The following is an 18184-nucleotide window of genomic DNA, read 5'->3' on the forward strand; positions in this document are numbered from 1 at the left end:
CGCCCCCCCGCTGAGGGGCGGGGCCCGGCGCGTCGCGCGGCCCGCCCCCGTGGCGGGGGCGGGCGCGGACCTTTCGCTTCGTGGGGCGCGGCGGGCGGACCCGGGGTGGGCCCGCCCGCCGCGCCGTGCGGTTCACATCGTGTCCGGTCCGGTCCGGCCGGTCGTCGAGGGCCGGTACGCGCGGTCCGGGTCGGTCGGCTCGCGGCCCGCACCGGCGGCCTGCCCGCCGCGGTCCGCCGCCTCCGGGCCGTGCCCGAAGGCCGCCTCCTCGCCGGCGTCGTTCCCCGTCACGTCGTCGGCCTGGCCGTCCAGGGTCGACCGCGCGACGGCCCGGTCCAGTTCCTGGAGCGAAGTCCGTTCCTCGTCCCGCCACACCTTGTCGTCGTCCGTCATGTCAATCGCGGTACCCCGGCCGGGTCCCCGCAAACGACGATGGCCGCCGGGGGAGCCGGCGGCCATCGGAGGTTCACACCCGGGGGCGGGGAATCAGGGCTGCGGGCGGTCGACCTTGCCGCGCCAGGCGCCGGTCTCCTGACCGCGTCGCTCGATGAACTGCTTGAACCGCTCCAGGTCGCCCTTCGCGCGCCGGTCGACGACGCCGAGCTTGTCGCCGGCCTGCTCGACCACGCCGTGCGGTTCGAACTCGAGCTGGAGCGTGACCCGGGTGTTGTCCTGGTCCAGCCGGTGGAAGGTCACCACGCCGGCCTGCTGGGTGCCGCCCGTGGAGCGCCACGCGACCCGCTCGTCCGGGAGCTGCTCGGTGATCTCGGCGTCGAACTCCCGCTTCACCCCGGCGATCTCCACCGTCCAGTGGGTCATCGTGTCCGTCAGCTGCCGGACCTCCTGGACCCCCTCCATGAAGTGGGGGAAGTCCTCGAACTGGGTCCACTGGTCGTACGCGGTGCGGACCGGGACGGAGACGTCCACGTGTTCGGTAACGCCACTCATAAGGCATCCTCCTTCGTCCGCCGGTGACGGGCCGGATCGTGCGGGGATCCGGTCACCAACGGGTCGTCTCGTTCTTGTGGCCGAGCGCCGCCCACACCTCGGAGATCGTCTGGTAGCGGGTGCCCTCGGGCAGCCGCTCCAGTTCGGCGACGATGTCCGCCGGCGCCTCGTTGTCCCGCGCGTTGGCGATCAGCGTCTCCCGGTCACCGGGCAGGGCGGCCATCGTGATGAACCGGCCGAGCCGGCTGCGTCGCTCGACGTCCTCGGAGCTCATCCCCTTGGGCGCGCCCGTACGCAGGTCGCCGGCCGGGGCCGTGGTCGGCTCCGGCTGGTCCTCACCCGCCGGCTCCGGCACACGGGACTCGTCGACCCGCGAGCCGCCGGTCCCCGGCCCCTGCACGAGGCCGCTGACCTCCCGGCTCATCTGCTCGTCGACCCTCGGTCCGTGCTTGCTGCTGCCACGTTCCATGCCTTCTGCGCTACCCGGTGGCACCGGCGGTAAACGGGCGCTCCGGCGTCGCGGCCGGTAAACCCGTACGGGTCACGTGGTGGCCGGCGTCTTCGGGGGCAGGACCGGCTCGTCGGGGTCCGGCTCGCCGGCCTGGAGCACCCGGCCGCGCTGGAGTTCCGCGTTGATCTGCACGCCGAGCATCAGCGCCGAGTTGGACAGGTAGAGCCAGACCAGGAAGGCGATCACGGCACCGAGGCTGCCGTAGGTGGCGTCGTACGAGCCGAAGTTGGCGACGTAGAGGCCGAAGCCGAAGGAGGCGAGGGCCCAGGCGACCAGGGCCACCGCGCCGCCCGGGGTGAGCCAGCGGAACCGCGGCTGCCGGACGTTCGGCGCGATCCAGAACAGCAGGCTCAGCAGCACCATCATGATCATCGCGAGCACGGGCCACTTGGCGACGCTCCACGCCGTACGCGCCAGTCCGCCAGCGTTGATCAGGTCGCCCACCGCGTCGGTGACCGGCCCGCTGACGATCAGCCCGGTGGCGACGATCGCCAACAGCACCAGCGAGATCGCCGCCAGGCCGATCTGCACCGGCCGCAGCTTCCAGATCGGCCGCCCCTCCTCGACCCCGTAGACGGCGTTGGAGGCCCGGGTGAACGCCCCGATGAAGCCGGAGGCCGACCAGAGGGCACCGAGCAGACCGAAGCTCAGCAGCGCGCTGGCCGAGTCGTTCTGGTCGACCACGCCCCGCACGACGCCGACGAAGCCCTCGTTCGCCACCACCGAGCCGGCACCCATGTCCCGGGCCAGGTCCAGCACGGTGTCGACAGTCTGCTCGCCGTTGGACACCAGCCCGACCAGGGCGACCACCACGATCGTGGACGGGAAGAGCGCGAGCACCCCGTAGTAGGTCAGGGCGGCGGCCCAGTCCGCGCAGTTGTCCTTGACGAAGTTGCGCACGCTGCGCACCAGCACTCCGCGCCAGGTGCGCCAGCTCAGCTGCCGTACCCGGCGGGGGATCCGCGGTCGCCGCTCCCCGGCGAGCACCGCGCCGGGTTCCGTCGTCGTCATGCCCGCTCCCTGCGCCCCGGCCGCCGGATGACCCGGTGCATCCGGCTTCGCCTGGCCCGCCGGTACCCCTGGCCGGAAATCGACAAACCCGACCTCCGGTTTGCCGACCTGACGCGGGGGAACGGTCAGGGGAACCCATCGACGCGGAGGAGGACGAGATGCCCGGGCGCGAGGTACTGCCCAGCACGCTGCGACGCTCCCCCAAGAAGGCGCAGCGCACCTGGGAGAAGACGCACGACTCGGCCGTGGAGACGTACGGCGAGGGGGAGCGGGCGCACCGCACCGCCTTCGCCGCCGTCAAGCACGAGTTCGAGAAGGTCGGCGACCACTGGGAGCCCAAGGGCCGCAAGGGGCCGAGCGACCGCCAGGCGGCCGGCGGCGGACCGGAGCGCCGGGCGCCCACGGCCGGCGGGGTGGACGCCAACGCCACCAAGGACCACCTGATGAAGGTGGCCCGCAAACTCGACGTGCCCGGCCGTTCGAGCATGACGAAGCCCGAACTGGTCAAGGCCATCGAGAAGGCGAACAACCGCCAGACCGCCAAGGCCCGCGGCCGCTGAGGCCACCTTTCGGGTACGCAACGCGGGGGCTGTCCGTCCGCGGACAGCCCCCGCGCGTGTCTCACCAGTGGCCGCCACCGGGCGCCTCGATGTGCACCGCCTTCGTCGCGGTGAACTCGTCCAGCAGTTCCGGCCCGTAGCCGAAACCGTGCCCGCTGCCCCGGCGCGGGTGCGCGGCACCGCCCGGCGCGCCGCCGAACACCGCGTTGACCTTCACGGTGCCGACGGGCAGTTCCCGCCAGGCGCGCTGGGCGTGACTCATCGATCCGGTCAGCACCGTCGCGGCCAGCCCGTACGGGGAGTCGGCGGCGCACCGCAGCGCCTCGGAGAACGAGTCGACGGCCACGATCGGGGCGACCGGCCCGAACGTCTCCTCGCGTACCACCGTCATGTCGTGCCGGCAGTCGGTGAGCACGGTCGCCGGGTAGAACGCCCCCGGCCCGTCGGGCAGCGTGCCGCCGGTGCGGATCCGCGCGCCCTGGGCCACCGCGGCGGTGACCTGCCCGTGCACGTGGTCGCGGTGCCGCCGGTCCACCAGCGGCCCCAGTTCGGTACGCGGGTCCCCGCCCGGGCCCGTCCGCAGCTTCGTGGCCCGCTCCGCCAGCGCCAGCGCGAAGTCCTCCGCGACGTCCCGGTGCACGTAGATCCGCTCCACCGCGACGCAGATCTGCCCCGCGTTGGCGAACGCGCCGATCGCCGCCTGCCCGGCCGCCCACACCGGGTCGACGTCGCCGTCCACGACGAGCGGATCGCTGCCGCCGTTCTCCAGCAGTACCTTCGCCCCGGTCCGTGCCGCCGCGGCCGCGATGGCCCGCCCCGTGGCGGTGGAGCCGACGTGGGCGACGACGTCCACCTCCTGGGCGGCCAGCGCCGCGCCGACCTCCGGGCCCCCGGTCAGCAGCGACAGCACCCCGGGCGGCAGCGCGGAGTCGAGCGCCTTCGCCAGCAGCCAGCCGGTCGCCGGGGCGCGCTCGCTCGGCTTGTGCAGCACCACGTTGCCGGTGACCAGGGCCGCGCCGAGCAGCCCGCAGGAGACCGCCACCGGGTCGTTCCACGGGGTGATCGCGGCGACCACCCCGCGCGGCTGCGGCGTCATGAAGTCGAGGGCGTGGGTGGCGCCGTGCAGGGTCCGCCCGCCGCGCACGGGGGCGAGTTCCGCGTACTGTCGCAGCGTGCCGATCCCCGCTTCCACGCCGCCCCGGGCGTCCGACAGGGGTTTGCCCATCTCGGCCGTCGTGGCCCGGGCCAGGTCGTCGGCCACCGCCGCCACGGCGTCCGCCGCCCGGTGCAGGGCCGCCGCCCGTTCCGCGGGGGCGGTCGCCGCCCACTCCGCCGCGACGCCGCGCGTCGCCTCCACCGCCTTGCCGACCTCGTCGGCCGTCGCGACCGGCGCCGAGCTGACCGGGGAGCCGTCGGCCGGATCGTGTACGACCAACTCGCCACCCTCGCCGCCCGCGCCCCACACTCCGCCTATGAGCTGCGCAACCGTGTACATGGCAGTGCATGCCCCGGCCCCGGCGCGGCAAACGCGTTTCGCCCGGTTGCTGGCCGGGTAGGCGGATCGGATGAGTTCGCCCGGCGCGGAGAGCGCGGACGCCGTCATCGTGGGAGCAGGCCACAACGGCCTGGTCGCCGCCAATCTGCTCGCCGACGCCGGCTGGGACGTGCTGGTGCTGGAGGCCACGGAGACCCCGGGCGGGGCGGTGCGTTCCGCCGAGGTGACGGCTCCCGGCTACCTGAGCGACCTCTACAGCTCCTTCTACCCCCTCGGCTACGCCTCGCCGGTGCTGCGCGGGCTGGGGCTCGACCGTTACGGTCTGCGCTGGCGGCACTCCCCGGACGTGCTGGCCCACCTACTGCCCGACGGGCGGGCGGCGGTGCTCAACCGCGACCCGGAGGCCACCGCGGCCTCGCTGGAGGCGTTCGCGCCGGGCGACGGCAAGCGCTGGCTGCACGCGTACGACGACTGGCGCCAGGTGGCCGAGCCGATGCTGGAGAGCATCACCAGGCCGTTCCCGCCGGTGCGCGGGGGCCTGAGCCTGCTGCGCCGGCTGCGCGTGTCGGGGGCGCTGCGGCTGGCCCGGCGGCTGGTGGTGCCGGTACGCAAGCTCGGCGACGAACTCTTCGAGGGCGAGGGCGGCCCGGTGCTGCTTGCCGGCTGCGCCCTGCACACCGACCTGTCACCCGAGGAGGCCGGTTCGGGCGTGTACGGCTGGCTGCTCGCCATGCTGGGCCAGCAGGTCGGCTGGCCGGTGCCCGACGGCGGCGCCCAGAAGATCACCGACGCGCTGGTGGCCCGGCTGACCGAACGCGGCGGCCGGATCCTCTACGGCGCACACGTCGACCGGGTGCTGACCGCCCGCGGCCGGGCGATGGGCGTGCGTACCACCGGCGGCGCCCTGTGGCGGGCCCGCCGCGCGGTGCTCGCCGACGTCCCCGCGCCCGCCCTATACCTGGACCTGGTCGGCGCGGCGGCGCTGCCGCCCCGGCTGGTGGAGGACCTGGCGCACTTCCGCTGGGACGGCTCGACGCTCAAGGTGGACTGGGCGCTGTCGGCCCCCGTGCCGTGGACCAACCGGGCGGTCGCCACCGCCGGCACCGTGCACCTGCGGGCAGACCTGGACGGCCTCACCAGCTACGCCGCCGCGCTGGCCCGCAAGGAGATCCCGCGCGACCCGTTCCTGCTGCTGGGACAGATGTCGGTGGCCGACCCGAGCCACTCGCCGCCGGGCACCGAGTCGCTCTGGTCGTACACCCACCTGCCGTTCCGTCAGAAGTGGCGGGCCGAGGAGATCGCCGCGCACGTCGAGCGGATGGAGCAGGTGCTGGAGGAGGCCGCGCCGGGCTTCCGCAGCCTGATCGTGGGGCGGCACGTGGCCGGCCCGGCCGACCTGGAGGCGGGCGACCCGAGCCTGGTCGGCGGCGCGCTCGGCGGCGGCACCGCCGCCGCGTACCAGCAGCTGTTCCTGCGCCCGATCCCCGGCCTGGGCCGCGCGGACACGCCGGTGGACCGGCTGTTCCTGGCGAGCGCGTCGGCGCACCCGGGCGGCGGCGTGCACGGCGCGCCCGGCGCGAACGCCGCCCGCGCCGCCCTGGCCCGCGACCGCGCCCTCACCGGCCCGCTGTACGCGGCCGGGATCGACGCCGCGCACCGCGCGGTCTACCGCTGACCGCCAGCACGGCGAAGACGACAAGCTCGCGCCCTGCGCCCTGCGCCCGCCCTGCGCCCCCTGCGTCGCGCGCGGGGCGCTCCGGGCACCGGGCGCCCGGCACCGTGCGCGCGGGGGCATCTGGTGGGGCCGGGGCGCCGTGCACTACGGCCTGGGTGACCAGGCCGACTCTTCGCCAAGCCGGACCCGCCGGCGGATTGTCTGACGAGATTGCTGACGGACAGTGAGGGCAGCGCTGGCCGCGTGGGTCGTTCGCCGCGCCCTTTGCTCTGCATCCATATACGCAACAGTTGCTCTGAGTGATGGCGTGCGGCGAGTCCGCTGCACCGGCGGCGAGCCAGCCCCAGCTCAGCGACGTGGTGCGTCCGTGGCTGCAGAGCAAAGGGCGGCGAGCGGCGATCCGAAGGCGGAGCCGACGGTCACGGAAGGTGAGGGTTGCGCTCCGTGGTCGCGGTGTGTGGGCTGATCGGACGTCCCGTGCGGCGGGCGGCCGGGACTCAAGGTCGCCGTCCGCTCTCCGCCCCTCCGCTCTCCGCCCGTCTGCCGCTCGTCGCTGCTGTCGCTCGCCTTCGCCCTCGCTGCGCCCGTCCCTCGCCCTCCGCCGCTCGCCTGCCGCCCCGGACCTGGCCCGCGGAACGGACCGGGACCGGGGCCAGGGCAGGGCGGGGCGGCGTGGCACGGCGGGGTCGGGTCAGCGTTCGATGTTGCGGTGCTTGCTGCGCAGCTTGAACGGCATCAGCGCGCTCTCGACCTTGGTCGCGGTGGTCATCTTGGACGCGCCGTCGCGCCGCTCCTCGAAGCGGATCGGGACCTCCAGGATGGTGTGCCCCAGCTTCGTGGCCAGGTAGTGCATCTCCACCTGGAAGCTGTAGCCGTTGGACTGCACCCGCTCCAGGCCGATGTCGCGCAGCGCGTCCGCCCGCCAGATCTTGAAGCCGGCGGTGAGGTCGCGGATCCGGACCCGCAGCAGCGTGTGCACGTAGAGGTTGGCCCAGCCGCTGAGCGCCCGCCGGTAGAACGGCCAGTTCTCGTCCAGCTCGCCGCCCGGCACGTACCGGGAGCCGATCACCACGCCGGCCTGGGTGGAGAGCAGCGCGCCGAGCATGCCCGGCAGCGCCTCCGGCGGGTGCGACAGGTCGGCGTCCATCTGCGCCACGTACTCCGCGCCGCCGTCGAGGGCACGCCCGATGCCGTCCACGTAGGCCCGGCCGAGGCCCTCCTTGCCGGCCCGGTGCACGACCTCGACCCGGTCGGGGTGCTCGATGGCCAGCTTGTCCGCCACCTCACCCGTGCCGTCCGGCGAGTTGTCGTCGGCGACCAGGATCTTCAGGCCCGGCAGCGGCAGGGCCAGCAGCCGCTCGACCAGCACCGGGAGGTTGCCCGCCTCGTTGTAGGTGGGAACCACGACGGTCAGGCGTGCGTCCCGCCACGGCACGGGCAACTGCACGGGTTCGATCATGTCGGACATCCTCGGTCGGCGGACAGGGCTCCCTGAGAGCGTAGCCAGTTGCCACATCCGGGTCGAAAAGGCCACCCCTACCGCCCCGTCTTCCGCCCCGACGAGGGCCCGTTCCGGGTGTCAGCGGAGGCGGCGGGCCAGCGCGGTGAGGGCCACCGCCAGGCCCGCCAGGGCGGCGCCGGAGACGGCCGGCTTGTGCGTACCGATCCACAGCGCGGCCGAGCGGCCCCGGGCCCGGTCGGTGAACACGCCCTCCGCGCCCCGGTCCCGTTCGTCGTCCCCGGGACGGTCCAGGTTGTCCCGCCAGGCGACCGGGTCGATCGGGGTGTCGGTCTGCTGGCTGTCGTAGCCGTCGCGTGCCAGCTTCCGGTCGAGCAGGCCGGGGGCGAGGACGTCGCCGAGCCGGGCGCGCCAGGTCGGTCCGCCCACATTCAGCTCGCGCGGCCCGTGGTCGGCCGCCCAGACGATCGCCTTCGCGGCCACCTCGGGTGCGAAGATCGGCGGTACGGGCTGGGGGTGCCGGGGCAGCCGGGTGCGTACCCAGGAGAACTGCGGGGTGTTGATCGCCGGCAGTTGCACCATCGACAGCTTCACGCCCGGGCAGTCGTGCAGCAGTTCCGCCCGCAGCGAGTCGTTGAAGCCCTGGACGGCGTGCTTGCTCGCGCAGTACGCCGACTGCAACGGGATCCCGCGGTAGGCCAGCGCGGAACCGACCTGCACGACCGCGCCCCGCCCGCGTGCCCGCATGTGCCGCAGCGCCGCGAGGGTGCCGTGCACGGTGCCGAGGTAGTTGACCTCGGTGACCCGCCGGAACTCGGTGGCCGGGATCTCCCACGCCGGGGCGAAGACCGAGACCATCGCGTTGTTCACCCACACGTCGATGCCGCCGAACCGGTGCACCACGTCGTCGGCGGCCTGCTGCACCGCCCCGGCGTCGGCCACGTCCACCCGGTAGGTGCACACCTCCGAGGCGCCCAGCTCCCGGCAGTCGCGCTCGGCGGCCGCCAGCCCGGCCTCGCCGCGGGCGAGCAGCGCGAGCCGGGCGCCGCGCTCGGCGTACCGGCGGGCGACCGCCCGTCCCACGCCGGCGCTCGCCCCGGTGACCACCACGGTCTGCGTCATGCGTCCGCCTTCTGCCGCATGGCGATGTCGGCCAGCCGGGTCAGGGTCTCCTTGTTGCGCTGGTGCAACACCAGGTCGTTGATCTTGTTGCGTATCCAGTGCAGCGGACCGGCGGCGAAGTCCTCGCCGATGCGTACCCGGGTGGCGTCCGCGCCGACCGCTTCGAGGGTGAACACCACGATGGCCTCCCCGGCCGGCCAGAGGCCGGCGCGGATCACCAACCGGCGCGGCGGGTCACAGGTCAGCACCGTGGAGACGTCGTGCAGGGAGAACGGCCACGGCCCGGCCTTGTGGTGCAGTTGGCTGCCCACCCGGGGCCAGGCGTCGTCCACGTCGCGAACGTGCACCGTGCCCACGACCCAGTCGCTGTACGTCCACCCGTCCGCCAGCACCGCCCAGACCTGCTGCGGGGAAGCTTTGATCACTTTCTCCACAATCGCCACTGTGCTCCCATACCCCCGGTCTGGCCGGGGCTAACGGTGCCGATGGGTTAGCTTCTCCCGGGCGACGGGTAACGGCACCTGCGAGCCGGCGTGTCGGCGCCGCCGGCGTACGACGCGGGGGGCGCGTCCGGGACGACGTTTACTCCCCGGGGCGCCGGGAACCCGCCGGCTGTGCGACAGGACCAGGTGGAGCCGGATCAGCGCAGGTCAGCCCGGGTTTTTGCCGGTGCTGGCGCGGCGGGGCCCGGGCCCGTCCTGTTCGACGCGGTGCTGCTGGACCGCGACGGAACGCTGATCGAGGACGTGCCGTACAACGGCGACCCCGAGAAGGTACGGCCGGTGCCGGGGGCGCGGGCCGCCCTGGACCGGTTGCGGGCGGCGGGCCTGCGGCTGGCGGTGGTGACGAACCAGTCCGGCCTGGCCCGTGGCTTGTTCACCGGGACGCAGATGGAGGCGGTGCACGCCCGGGTCGAGCGGTTGCTGGGGCCGTTCGACGCCTGGCTGGTGTGTCCGCACGACGACGGCGACGCATGCGGGTGCCGCAAGCCGGCGCCGGGGCTGGTGCACGCCGCGGCGCGGGAGCTGGGCACCGTGCCGGCGCGGTGCGTGCTGGTGGGGGACATCGGCCGGGACATGATCGCGGCGTCGGCCGCGGGCGCGTCGGGGATCCTGGTGCCCACGCCGGTGACCCGGCCGCAGGAGGTGGCCGCCGCGCCGCAGGTGGCCGCCGATCTCCCGGCGGCGGTGGCGGAGATCCTGCGCCGCCAGGCGGCGCTCGACCCGGCCACCTACCGGCAGGCCGACACCGACACCGACACCGCGCGGGGCGCCGGCAGGGGGCGGACGGGGACCGTGCTGGTGGTACGCGCCGACTCGGCCGGGGACGTGCTGGTGACCGGGCCCGCCATCCGCGCCGTCGCCGCCCACGCCGAGCGGGTGGTGTTGCTGTGCGGGCCCCGGGGCCGCGCCGCGGCGGAACTCCTGCCCGGCGTCGACGAGATCGTCGAGCACCGGCTGCCCTGGATCGACCCCGCCCCCGACCCCGTCGACCCCGCCGACATGCGTCAGCTCGCCGACCGGCTCGCCGCCGTGCACGCCGACGAGGCGGTCGTCTTCACCAGTTTCCACCAGTCGCCCCTGCCCCTGGCCCTGCTGCTGCGCCTGGCCGGGGTCGGACGCGTGAGCGCCATCAGCGACGACTACCCGGGCAGCCTGCTCGACGTACGGCACCGCGTGCCGCCCGGCGTACCCGAACCGGAACGCGCGCTCTCCCTCGCCGCCGCCGCCGGCTTCGCCCTCGCCGACCACGACGGACCCGCCCTGCGCCTGCGTCCGGCGCAGGCACCGCCGCCGGAGGTCGGCGCGCCCGGCTACGTGGTGCTGCACCCCGGCTCGGCGGCGCAGGCCCGGGGCTGCCCGCCGGAGCTGGCCGCGCGGATCGCCCGCGCCCTGACGGCCGCCGGCCACCGGGTGGTGGTCACCGGCGGCCCCGACGAGCAGGAGCTGACCGCGCGGGTGGCCGGCGACGTCGCCGTCGACCTGGGCGGGCGGACCGGCCTCGCCGGGCTGGCCGCGACGGTGGCCGGCGCCGGCGCGGTCGTGGTCGGCAACACCGGCCCCGCCCACCTCGCCGCCGCCCACGGGGTGCCGGTGGTCAGCCTGTTCGCCCCCACGGTGCCGTTCGGGCAGTGGGGGCCGTGGCGGGTGCCCACGGTGCGCCTCGGCGACGCGGAGGCCGCCTGCCGCGACACCCGGGCGGCGCGCTGCCCGGTGCCCGGGCACCCCTGCCTGAGCGGCGTCGACCCCGAGGAGGTCGTCGACGCGTTGCGGCTGCTCGGGGTGACCCCGTCGGCCCGGTCGGGGCCGCCCACCGGCGGCTCGTCCGCCGGCGTGACGACGCTGGCCACCATCGGCGGGAGCGGCGGATGAACCTGCTCCTGTGGCACGTGCACGGCTCCTGGACCACGTCGTTCGTGCACGGCAAGCACCGGTACCTGGTGCCCGTCACCCCGGACCGGGGCCCCTACGGCCTCGGCCGCGCCCGCACCTACCCGTGGCCCGACACGGCCGTCGAGGTGACCCCCGAGCAGTTGCGCACCGCCGACGTCGACCTGGTCGTCCTGCAACGCCCCGAGGAGATCGACCTCGCCGAGCGGTGGCTCGGCCGGCGGCCCGGCCGTGACGTACCCGCCGTCTACGTCGAGCACAACACGCCCAAGGACGGCGACGTGCCCAACAGCCGGCACCCCATGGCCGACCGCGACGACCTGCTCGTCGCCCACGTCACCGGGTTCAACGAGCTGTTCTGGGACACCGGGGCCACCCGCACCACCGTGGTCGACCACGGCATCGTCCCTCCCGCCGCGGAGTACACGGGCGAGCTCGACCGGCTCGCGGTGGTGATCAACGAGCCGGTACGCCGGGGGCGGGTCACGGGCACCGACCTGCTGCCCCGCTTCGCCGAGATCGCCCCGCTGGACGTCTTCGGCATGAAGGTGGCGGGGCTGGCCGAGCACCTGGGCCTGCCCGCCGACCGGCTCACCAGCCACGACGACCTGCCCCAGCACCGGATGCACGCCGAGCTGGGGCGGCGGCGGGCGTACCTGCACCTGTGCCGCTGGACCTCCCTGGGGCTGAGCCTGATCGAGGCGATGTCCATCGGGATGCCGGTGGTCGCGCTGGCCGCCACGGAGGCGGCGATGGCGGTGCCACCGGGGGCGGGCGCGCTGTCCACCCGGCTCGACACCCTGCTCGACGCCGCCCGCCGGTTCGTCGACGAGCCGGCGGAGGCACGCCGGGCGGGGGAGCGGGCCCGCGCCGCCGCCCGGGACCGCTACGGCCTCGACCGTTTCCTCGCCGACTGGGACCGGCTGCTGGAGGAGGAAGTATGCGCATCGCGATGATCTCGGAGCACGCCAGCCCGCTCGCCATCCTGGGCGGCGAGGACGCCGGCGGTCAGAACACGCATGTCGCCGAGCTCTCCGCCGCCCTCGCGGCCGCCGGACACGACGTGCGGGTCTACACCCGCCGCGACGCCGTGGACCTGCCGGTGACCGTACGCAGCGCCGACGGCTACGACGTGGTGCACGTCCCGGCGGGGCCGGCCGGGCCGGTCGCCAAGGACGCCCTGCTGCCGCACATGCGGGAGTTCAGCCGCTGGCTGGTCGACCGGTGGCGGGGCGGCGACTGGATGCCCGAGGTGATCCACGCGCACTTCTGGATGAGCGGCCTCGCCGCGCTGGCCGCCAGCCGGCAGACCGGCGTTCCGGTCGTGCAGACGTACCACGCCCTGGGGGTGGTCAAGCGGCGCCACCAGGGCGTGCAGGACACCAGCCCGGCCCGCCGGATCGGCTACGAGCGGGAGCTGGGCCGGGCCGTCGACCGGGTCATCGCCCAGTGCCGCGACGAGGTCGGCGAGCTGGTCCGGATGGGCGTGCCACGGTCCCGGATGACGGTCGTGCCGTCCGGGGTCAACCTGGGCACGTTCGCCCCGCTGGGGCCGACCGCCGAGCGGGAGGACGGCCGGCCGCGGATCCTGACCGTCGGCCGGCTGGTCGAGCGCAAGGGCTTCCAGACCGTGGTGCGGGCGATGGCGTACGTGCCCGGGGCCGAGTGCGTGGTCGTCGGCGGCCCGCCCGCCGGCCTGCTGGAGACCGACCCGTACGCCCGCCGGCTGCGCGCCCTCGCGGTCAGCTGCGGGGTCGCCGACCGGGTGCGACTGGTCGGCGCGGTGCCCCGCGAGGAGATGGGCCGCTGGTACCGCTCGGCGGACGTCCTGGTGGCCGCCCCCTGGTACGAGCCGTTCGGGCTCACCCCGCTGGAGGCGATGGCGTGCGGCGTGCCCGTGGTGGGCACCGCCGTCGGCGGGATCAAGGACACCGTGGTCGAGGGCGTCACCGGCGACCTGGTGCCGGCCCGGGACCCGCGTGCGCTGGGCGCCGCGATCCAGGGGCTGCTCGACGACCGGATCCGCCGCTTCGCGTACGCGACGGCGGCGCGGGAACGGGCCCGGCGGCGGTACTCCTGGGCGGCCACGGCGGAGCGGCTGGTGGAGGTCTACGGCGACGTGGCGGTCCACCGGCCGGCCCGGGTGGTGGCCTGATGGCGGCACCCACGCCGCTGGACGCGCACCTGACGAACCTGGCGGCGGCGCTGGTGCCCTTCCGGCGGCACGAGACGCTGCTGGCCCGGTGGGGGGAGGCCCTCGCGCGTCGGCTGGTCGACGGCGGCCGGCTGCTGGTGGCCGGCAACGGCGGCAGCGCCGCCGAGGCCCAGCACCTCACCGCCGAACTCGTCGGGAAGCTCCGCGACGACCGCCAGCCCCTGTCCGCCATCGCGTTGCACGCGGAGACCTCCGCGATGACCGCCATCGGCAACGACTACGGCTACGACGAGGTCTTCGCCCGCCAGGTACGCGCCCACGGCCGCGCCGGCGACGTCCTGCTGCTGCTGTCGACCAGCGGTACCAGCGCCAACCTGCTGGCCGCCGCCCGGGCCGGCCGCGACAGCGGACTCACCTGCTGGGCCCTGACCGGCCCCGCCCCCAACCCCCTGGCGGAGCTGTGCCACGACGTGCTCGCCGTCGGCTCGGCCGACAGCCAGGTCGTGCAGGAACTCCACCTCGTGACCAGCCACCTCCTCTGCGAGTACGTCGAGCGGGCGCTGCCGGTGGCGCCCGCCGCGCCCGTACGGACCGGGGTTGAGGTGGTGCTCGACGGCGGTGCAGGTCAGCAGGTCCAGGCGTGATGAGGAGGGCAGCGTGAGGGGACCCGTCGTGGTGGTCGGTGACACCCTGCTGGACCGGGACGTCGAGGGGGTGGTGAACCGGCTCTGCCCGGACTCGCCCGTGCCGGTGCTGGACGAGACCGCGCACGTCGACCGGCCCGGTGGCGCCGGGCTGGCCGCGGTCTTCGCCGCCGCGCAGGGCGCCGAGGTGGTGCTGGTGACCGCGTTGGCGGACGACGCGGGGGGTGCCCGGCTCGCCTCGTTGCTCACCGACGCCGGCGTGCAGGTGTATCCCCTCGGGCTGCGCGGCGGCACGCCGGAGAAGGTCCGGCTGCGCGCCCGGGGCCGGGTGCTGCTGCGCCACGACCGGGGCGGCGCGGCCGGTACGCCCGGCGAACCGTCCGAGGCGGCGCTGCGGGTGATCGCCCGGGCCTCCGCCGTGCTGGTCAGCGACTACGGCCGGGGCGTCGCCCGGCAGCCCGCGCTGCGGGCGGCGCTGGCCGCCACCCGGGCGCCGGTGCTCTGGGACCCGCATCCGCGGGGACCGGCGGCGGTTCCGGGGGTGCACCTGGTGACCCCCAACGAGTCCGAGGTGCGGGAGCTGGTCACGGTCGCGCCGGGAGCGACCCGGCTGGCGACGGCGGCGCGGGGCGCCCAGGGGCTGCGCCAGCGCTGGCGCGCCGGCGCGGTCGCGGTGACCCTGGGCGGGGACGGGGCGCTGCTCTGCCACGCCGGCGCGACGCCGATGGTGGTGCCCGCCCCGGCCGTCGCCGAGGGGGACACCTGCGGGGCCGGTGACCGGTTCGCGGCCACCGCCAGCCTCGCCCTGGCGCAGGGGGCGCTGGTCTCCGAGGCGGTGCAGGAGGCGGTCGCCGAGGCGTCGGCGTACGTGGCCGGCGGGGGAGTGGCGACGGCGCTGCCGCGGGCGGCGCGTCCGCTGCCGCCGGCGGTCTCCGGCCCCGGCGGCGAGCGCGTCGGCGTGGCCGCGGCCGCCGGCGTGGTGTCGGCGGTACGCGCGTCCGGCGGGACGGTGGTGGCCACCGGCGGCTGCTTCGACCTGCTGCACGCCGGGCACGTGGCGACGTTGCAGGCCGCCCGGCAGCTCGGCGACTGCCTGGTGGTCTGCCTCAACTCCGACGCGAGCGTGTCGGGGCTGAAGGGCCCGGACCGGCCGGTGATCCCGCAGGGCGACCGGGCCCGGCTGCTCGCGGCGCTGAGCTGCGTCGACGCGGTCATGATCTTCGACGAGGCCACCCCGAACGCGGCGCTGTCGTGGCTGCGGCCGGACGTCTGGGTGAAGGGTGGCGACTACGCCGGTGACGGCGGCGAGCCCGCCCTGCCCGAGGCGGAGGTCCTGCGCCGCTGGGGCGGCAACGCCGTGGTGGTGCCGTACCTGGACGGCCGCTCCACGACCGGGCTGATCGCCGCCGCCCGTTCCACCGGCACCGCCGTGCCGCTCGTCGGGCCGCCGCTCACCGACACCGTGCCGCCGGCCGGTCCCGCTCCCGGTGGCGCGCCGGCGAGACCCGGCGGCGAGCCCGAACGGGCGCGGGCCGGCCTCGCGGGACCGACGACGGCGGAGGGCACCCGATGAGCGCCGGGTCGCCCGGCGCGGGGCGCACCGTGCTCGTCACGGGCGGATCGAGCGGCCTGGGCGCCGCCGTGGTCGCGGCCGTGGCCCGGGCCGGCGGCCGTCCGCTGGTGCTGGACCGGCAGGCGCCCGCCGACGGGGTGCCGTGGGTGGAGTGCGACCTGGCCGACACCCGCGCCGCGGAGGCCGCCACCCGGCAGCTCGCCGAGCGCTCGGGCGGGCTGGACGCGGTGGTCACCGCGGCGGGGATGGACGTGCCCGGGAAGCTGGCGGACACCCCCGGCGAGACCTGGGAGCGGATCGTGGCCGTGGACCTGTTCGCCACGGCGGCCGTCGTACGGGCTGCCCTGCCCTTCCTGGAGACCTCCCGGGGGAGCATCGTCACCGTCGCCTCCACGCTCGGGGTGAAGGCCGTGGCCGACGCGACCGCGTACTGCGCCGCGAAGTTCGGAGTCGTCGGCTTCACCCGGGCCCTCGCCGCCGAACTCGCCGGCAGGGTCGGCGTCACGCTGCTCATCCCCGGCGGCATGCGCACGGCCTTCTTCGACGAGCGCGACGCCGCGTACAAGCCCGGTCCCGACGCCGTCCTGAACGACCCCGCCGACACCGCCGCCGCCGTCATGTTCGCGCTGTCCCAACCCGCCGGCTGCGCGGTCCGCGAGATGGTCGTCTGCGCCGACCAGGAGACCTCCTACCCGTGATCCTCGCCCTGCGCGCCCTCGGCGTCGGTGACCTCGCCACCGCCGTCCCGGCCCTGCGCGCCCTGCGTGCCGCCCACCCCGGCCGGGACCTCGTCCTCGCGGCACCCGGCTGGCTGGCGCCGCTGGTCGACCTGGTCGGCGGCGTCGACCGGCTGGTGCCCACGGACGGGCTCGGTCGCCCCGACCCGGCCCTGGGGACGCCGCGCGTCGCCGTGAACCTGCACGGCCGGGGGCCCGAGTCGCACCGGATGCTCGCCGGCACCCGTCCCGGTCGGCTGCTCGCCTACACCAGCCCGGAGGCCGGCCACCACGACGGCCCCGAATGGCGCGACGACGAACACGAGGTCGACCGCTGGTGCCGGCTCCTCGACTGGTACGGCATCCCCGCCGACCGCACCGACCTGGACCTGCGGCGCCCGGCCCCCGGCGGCGCCCCGACCGGCATGACCGTGCTGCACCCGGGCTCCAAGATCCCGGCGAAGCGCTGGCCGCCTGGACGCTTCGCCGCGCTGGCCCGGGAACTGGCCGCCCGGGGGCACCGGGTGGTGCTCACCGGCAGCCCCGACGAGCGGGCCACCGCGCAGCGGATCGCGGAGGCCGCGGGGTTGCCCGCCGACGCGGTGCTGGCCGGCCGGACGGACCTGGGCCGGCTGGCCGCGCTGGTGGCGTACGCCCGCCTGGTGGTCAGCGGGGACACGGGCGTGGCGCACCTGGCGACCGGCTACCGCACGCCGTCGGTGGTGCTCTTCGGCCCGGTCTCCCCGGCGCGGTGGGGGCCGCCGCCGGGCCGGCCCCGGCACCGGGCGCTGTGGGCGGGTGGACAGGGCTCGCCAAGGTGGGAGGGGGTGGGGAGCCATCCGACGCTGGCGGCCATCGGGGTCGACGAGGTGGTGACCGCCGTGGACGAGGTGGAACGGGCGGTGCGGGTCTCCCGTGCGGTTGCGGCGTAGTGATCCGGGCAGGCCGGGGTACGGGCGACGCCGGCGCGGCCGGGGCTGGCTCTTCCTGGACCCGTCCGGGCAGCCGGTCCGCGACCCCGACCGGTTGGGCCGGCTGCGTGAGCTGGTGATCCCGCCCGCCTGGCGCGACGTGTGGATCTGTCCGTACCCGAACGGGCACATCCAGGCCATCGGCATCGACGCGGCCGGGCGCAAGCAGTACCTCTACCACCCGACGTGGCGGGAGAGGCGCGACGAGGCGAAGTTCGACCACGTGCTGGAGGTGGCCCGCCGGCTGCCGGTGCTGCGCGAGCGGGTCGGGCGGGACCTGTCCGGCCGGGGACTGCACCGCGACCGGGTGCTGGCGACGGTGACCCGGCTGCTGGACATGGGCACGTTCCGGGTCGGCAGCGACCAGTACGCGGCCGGCGACGACCCGACGTTCGGGGTGTCGACCCTGCGCCCCGAGCACGCCCGGTCCCGGGGCGGCTGCGTGGTGTTCGAGTTCCCCGCCAAGGGCGGCGTCGAGCAGGTGCGTCGCATCGAGGACCCGGAGCTGTGCCAGGTGCTGGTCAACCTGCGCCGCCAGCGCCGGTCGGCCGACCGCCTGTTCGGCTACCGGGACGGCGGGGACTGGCGCGACGTGCGCAGCGACGAGGTCAACGAGTACCTGCGGGACGCCAGCGGCGGGGAGATGACGGCGAAGGACTTCCGCACCTGGCACGCCACGGTGCGGGCGGCGACCGAACTGGCGACGGTGGGCCCGCCGCGCTCGGCGACCGCCGGCAAACGGGCGGTCGCGGCGGTGATGCGTGACGTCGCCGAACTGCTCGGCAACACCGCCACTGTGGCCCGCACGTCCTACGTCGACCCGCGCGTGGTCGACCTCTTCCACGACGGCGTGGTGGCCCCGGTCGACCCCGCGACGCCCCGCGAGAAGGCCGAGCGGATCGTGCTCGAACTGCTGGAGGACGCCTGAGGCGGCCCCGGCGCCACTCCTGAGCG

General features: G+C 75.7%; 18 protein-coding genes. 10 read left to right on the forward strand and 8 right to left on the reverse strand.

Going from position 1 to position 18184, the window contains the following annotated elements; genetic code table 11:
- Window positions 1-132 precede the first annotated feature (132 nt).
- The 4 genes from ABZ573_RS29485 to ABZ573_RS29500 form a co-directional block, all read right to left on the reverse strand.
- The gene (locus ABZ573_RS29485; protein WP_151455770.1) at window positions 133-393 is read right to left on the reverse strand and encodes a hypothetical protein; all 261 of its coding nucleotides are present in this window, start codon (window positions 391-393) and stop codon (window positions 133-135) included.
- Window positions 394-486: 93 nt separating this feature from the next.
- The gene (locus ABZ573_RS29490; RefSeq protein WP_327027630.1) at window positions 487-948 is read right to left on the reverse strand and encodes an SRPBCC family protein; all 462 of its coding nucleotides are present in this window, start codon (window positions 946-948) and stop codon (window positions 487-489) included.
- A 52-nt stretch (window positions 949-1000) separates the two neighbouring features.
- On the reverse strand, window positions 1001-1417 hold the full coding sequence (locus tag ABZ573_RS29495; protein WP_151455772.1) for a DUF2795 domain-containing protein: 417 nt from the start codon (window positions 1415-1417) through the stop codon (window positions 1001-1003).
- Between the two features lie 72 nt (window positions 1418-1489).
- Window positions 1490-2470 (reverse strand): YihY/virulence factor BrkB family protein, encoded by a 981-nt coding sequence (locus ABZ573_RS29500; RefSeq protein ID WP_151455773.1) that lies wholly within the window; start codon window positions 2468-2470, stop codon window positions 1490-1492.
- A gap of 158 nt (window positions 2471-2628) precedes the next feature.
- Between ABZ573_RS29500 and ABZ573_RS29505 the strand changes: the two genes are divergently transcribed.
- A complete protein-coding gene (locus ABZ573_RS29505) occupies window positions 2629-3030 on the forward strand; it encodes a ChaB family protein (protein ID WP_091095813.1) in 402 nt (133 codons plus the stop codon).
- 61 nt (window positions 3031-3091) lie between these two features.
- On the opposite strand, the gene ABZ573_RS29510 is transcribed toward ABZ573_RS29505, so the two are convergent.
- On the reverse strand, window positions 3092-4525 hold the full coding sequence (locus ABZ573_RS29510; protein ID WP_151455774.1) for an aldehyde dehydrogenase family protein: 1434 nt from the start codon (window positions 4523-4525) through the stop codon (window positions 3092-3094).
- Between the two features lie 70 nt (window positions 4526-4595).
- On the opposite strand from ABZ573_RS29510, the gene ABZ573_RS29515 reads away from it, so the two are divergent.
- Window positions 4596-6200 carry an NAD(P)/FAD-dependent oxidoreductase gene (locus ABZ573_RS29515; protein ID WP_358122279.1) on the forward strand — a complete coding sequence of 535 codons (1605 nt, stop codon included), beginning with the start codon at window positions 4596-4598 and terminating at the stop codon, window positions 6198-6200.
- 691 nt (window positions 6201-6891) lie between these two features.
- Here ABZ573_RS29515 and ABZ573_RS29520 read toward each other — a convergent pair.
- The 3 genes from ABZ573_RS29520 to ABZ573_RS29530 all read right to left on the reverse strand — a co-directional run bounded on the left by ABZ573_RS29520 (window position 6892) and on the right by ABZ573_RS29530 (window position 9215).
- Window positions 6892-7659 (reverse strand): polyprenol monophosphomannose synthase, encoded by a 768-nt coding sequence (locus ABZ573_RS29520; RefSeq protein ID WP_327027637.1) that lies wholly within the window; start codon window positions 7657-7659, stop codon window positions 6892-6894.
- Between the two features lie 120 nt (window positions 7660-7779).
- Entirely contained in the window at window positions 7780-8781 is a 1002-nt protein-coding gene (locus ABZ573_RS29525; protein ID WP_151457680.1) for an SDR family oxidoreductase, read from the reverse strand.
- The gene (locus ABZ573_RS29530) at window positions 8778-9215 is read right to left on the reverse strand and encodes an SRPBCC family protein (protein ID WP_358122282.1); all 438 of its coding nucleotides are present in this window, start codon (window positions 9213-9215) and stop codon (window positions 8778-8780) included. Before ABZ573_RS29530 ends, ABZ573_RS29525 begins: the two co-directional genes overlap by 4 nt.
- 276 nt (window positions 9216-9491) lie before the next feature.
- On the opposite strand from ABZ573_RS29530, the gene ABZ573_RS29535 reads away from it, so the two are divergent.
- The 8 genes from ABZ573_RS29535 to ABZ573_RS29570 are packed head-to-tail and all read left to right on the forward strand — an operon-like array spanning window position 9492 to window position 18158.
- Entirely contained in the window at window positions 9492-11153 is a 1662-nt protein-coding gene (locus ABZ573_RS29535) for an HAD-IIIA family hydrolase (protein ID WP_358122284.1), read from the forward strand.
- A complete protein-coding gene (locus tag ABZ573_RS29540; RefSeq protein ID WP_151457249.1) occupies window positions 11150-12127 on the forward strand; it encodes a glycosyltransferase in 978 nt (325 codons plus the stop codon). The genes ABZ573_RS29535 and ABZ573_RS29540 overlap by 4 nt, the downstream gene beginning before the upstream one ends.
- Window positions 12112-13326 carry a glycosyltransferase gene (locus ABZ573_RS29545; protein ID WP_358122287.1) on the forward strand — a complete coding sequence of 405 codons (1215 nt, stop codon included), beginning with the start codon at window positions 12112-12114 and terminating at the stop codon, window positions 13324-13326. The genes ABZ573_RS29540 and ABZ573_RS29545 overlap by 16 nt, the downstream gene beginning before the upstream one ends.
- Window positions 13323-13970: an SIS domain-containing protein gene (locus ABZ573_RS29550; protein ID WP_151457251.1), complete on the forward strand. Its 648-nt coding sequence runs from the start codon at window positions 13323-13325 to the stop codon at window positions 13968-13970. The genes ABZ573_RS29545 and ABZ573_RS29550 overlap by 4 nt, the downstream gene beginning before the upstream one ends.
- Before the next feature lie 13 nt (window positions 13971-13983).
- Entirely contained in the window at window positions 13984-15543 is a 1560-nt protein-coding gene (locus ABZ573_RS29555; protein WP_151457247.1) for a PfkB family carbohydrate kinase, read from the forward strand.
- Window positions 15540-16241, forward strand: a complete 702-nt coding sequence (locus ABZ573_RS29560) for an SDR family oxidoreductase (RefSeq protein ID WP_151457246.1) — start codon at window positions 15540-15542, stop codon at window positions 16239-16241. Before ABZ573_RS29555 ends, ABZ573_RS29560 begins: the two co-directional genes overlap by 4 nt.
- Entirely contained in the window at window positions 16238-17191 is a 954-nt protein-coding gene (locus ABZ573_RS29565; protein WP_358122290.1) for a glycosyltransferase family 9 protein, read from the forward strand. Before ABZ573_RS29560 ends, ABZ573_RS29565 begins: the two co-directional genes overlap by 4 nt.
- Window positions 17175-18158 carry a DNA topoisomerase IB gene (locus ABZ573_RS29570; protein WP_358122292.1) on the forward strand — a complete coding sequence of 328 codons (984 nt, stop codon included), beginning with the start codon at window positions 17175-17177 and terminating at the stop codon, window positions 18156-18158. Before ABZ573_RS29565 ends, ABZ573_RS29570 begins: the two co-directional genes overlap by 17 nt.
- Window positions 18159-18184: the final 26 nt, after the last annotated feature.

The organism is Micromonospora sp. NPDC007220 (genome assembly GCF_040634035.1).
GTDB classification, from domain to species: Bacteria; Actinomycetota; Actinomycetes; order Mycobacteriales; family Micromonosporaceae; genus Micromonospora; species Micromonospora reichwaldensis.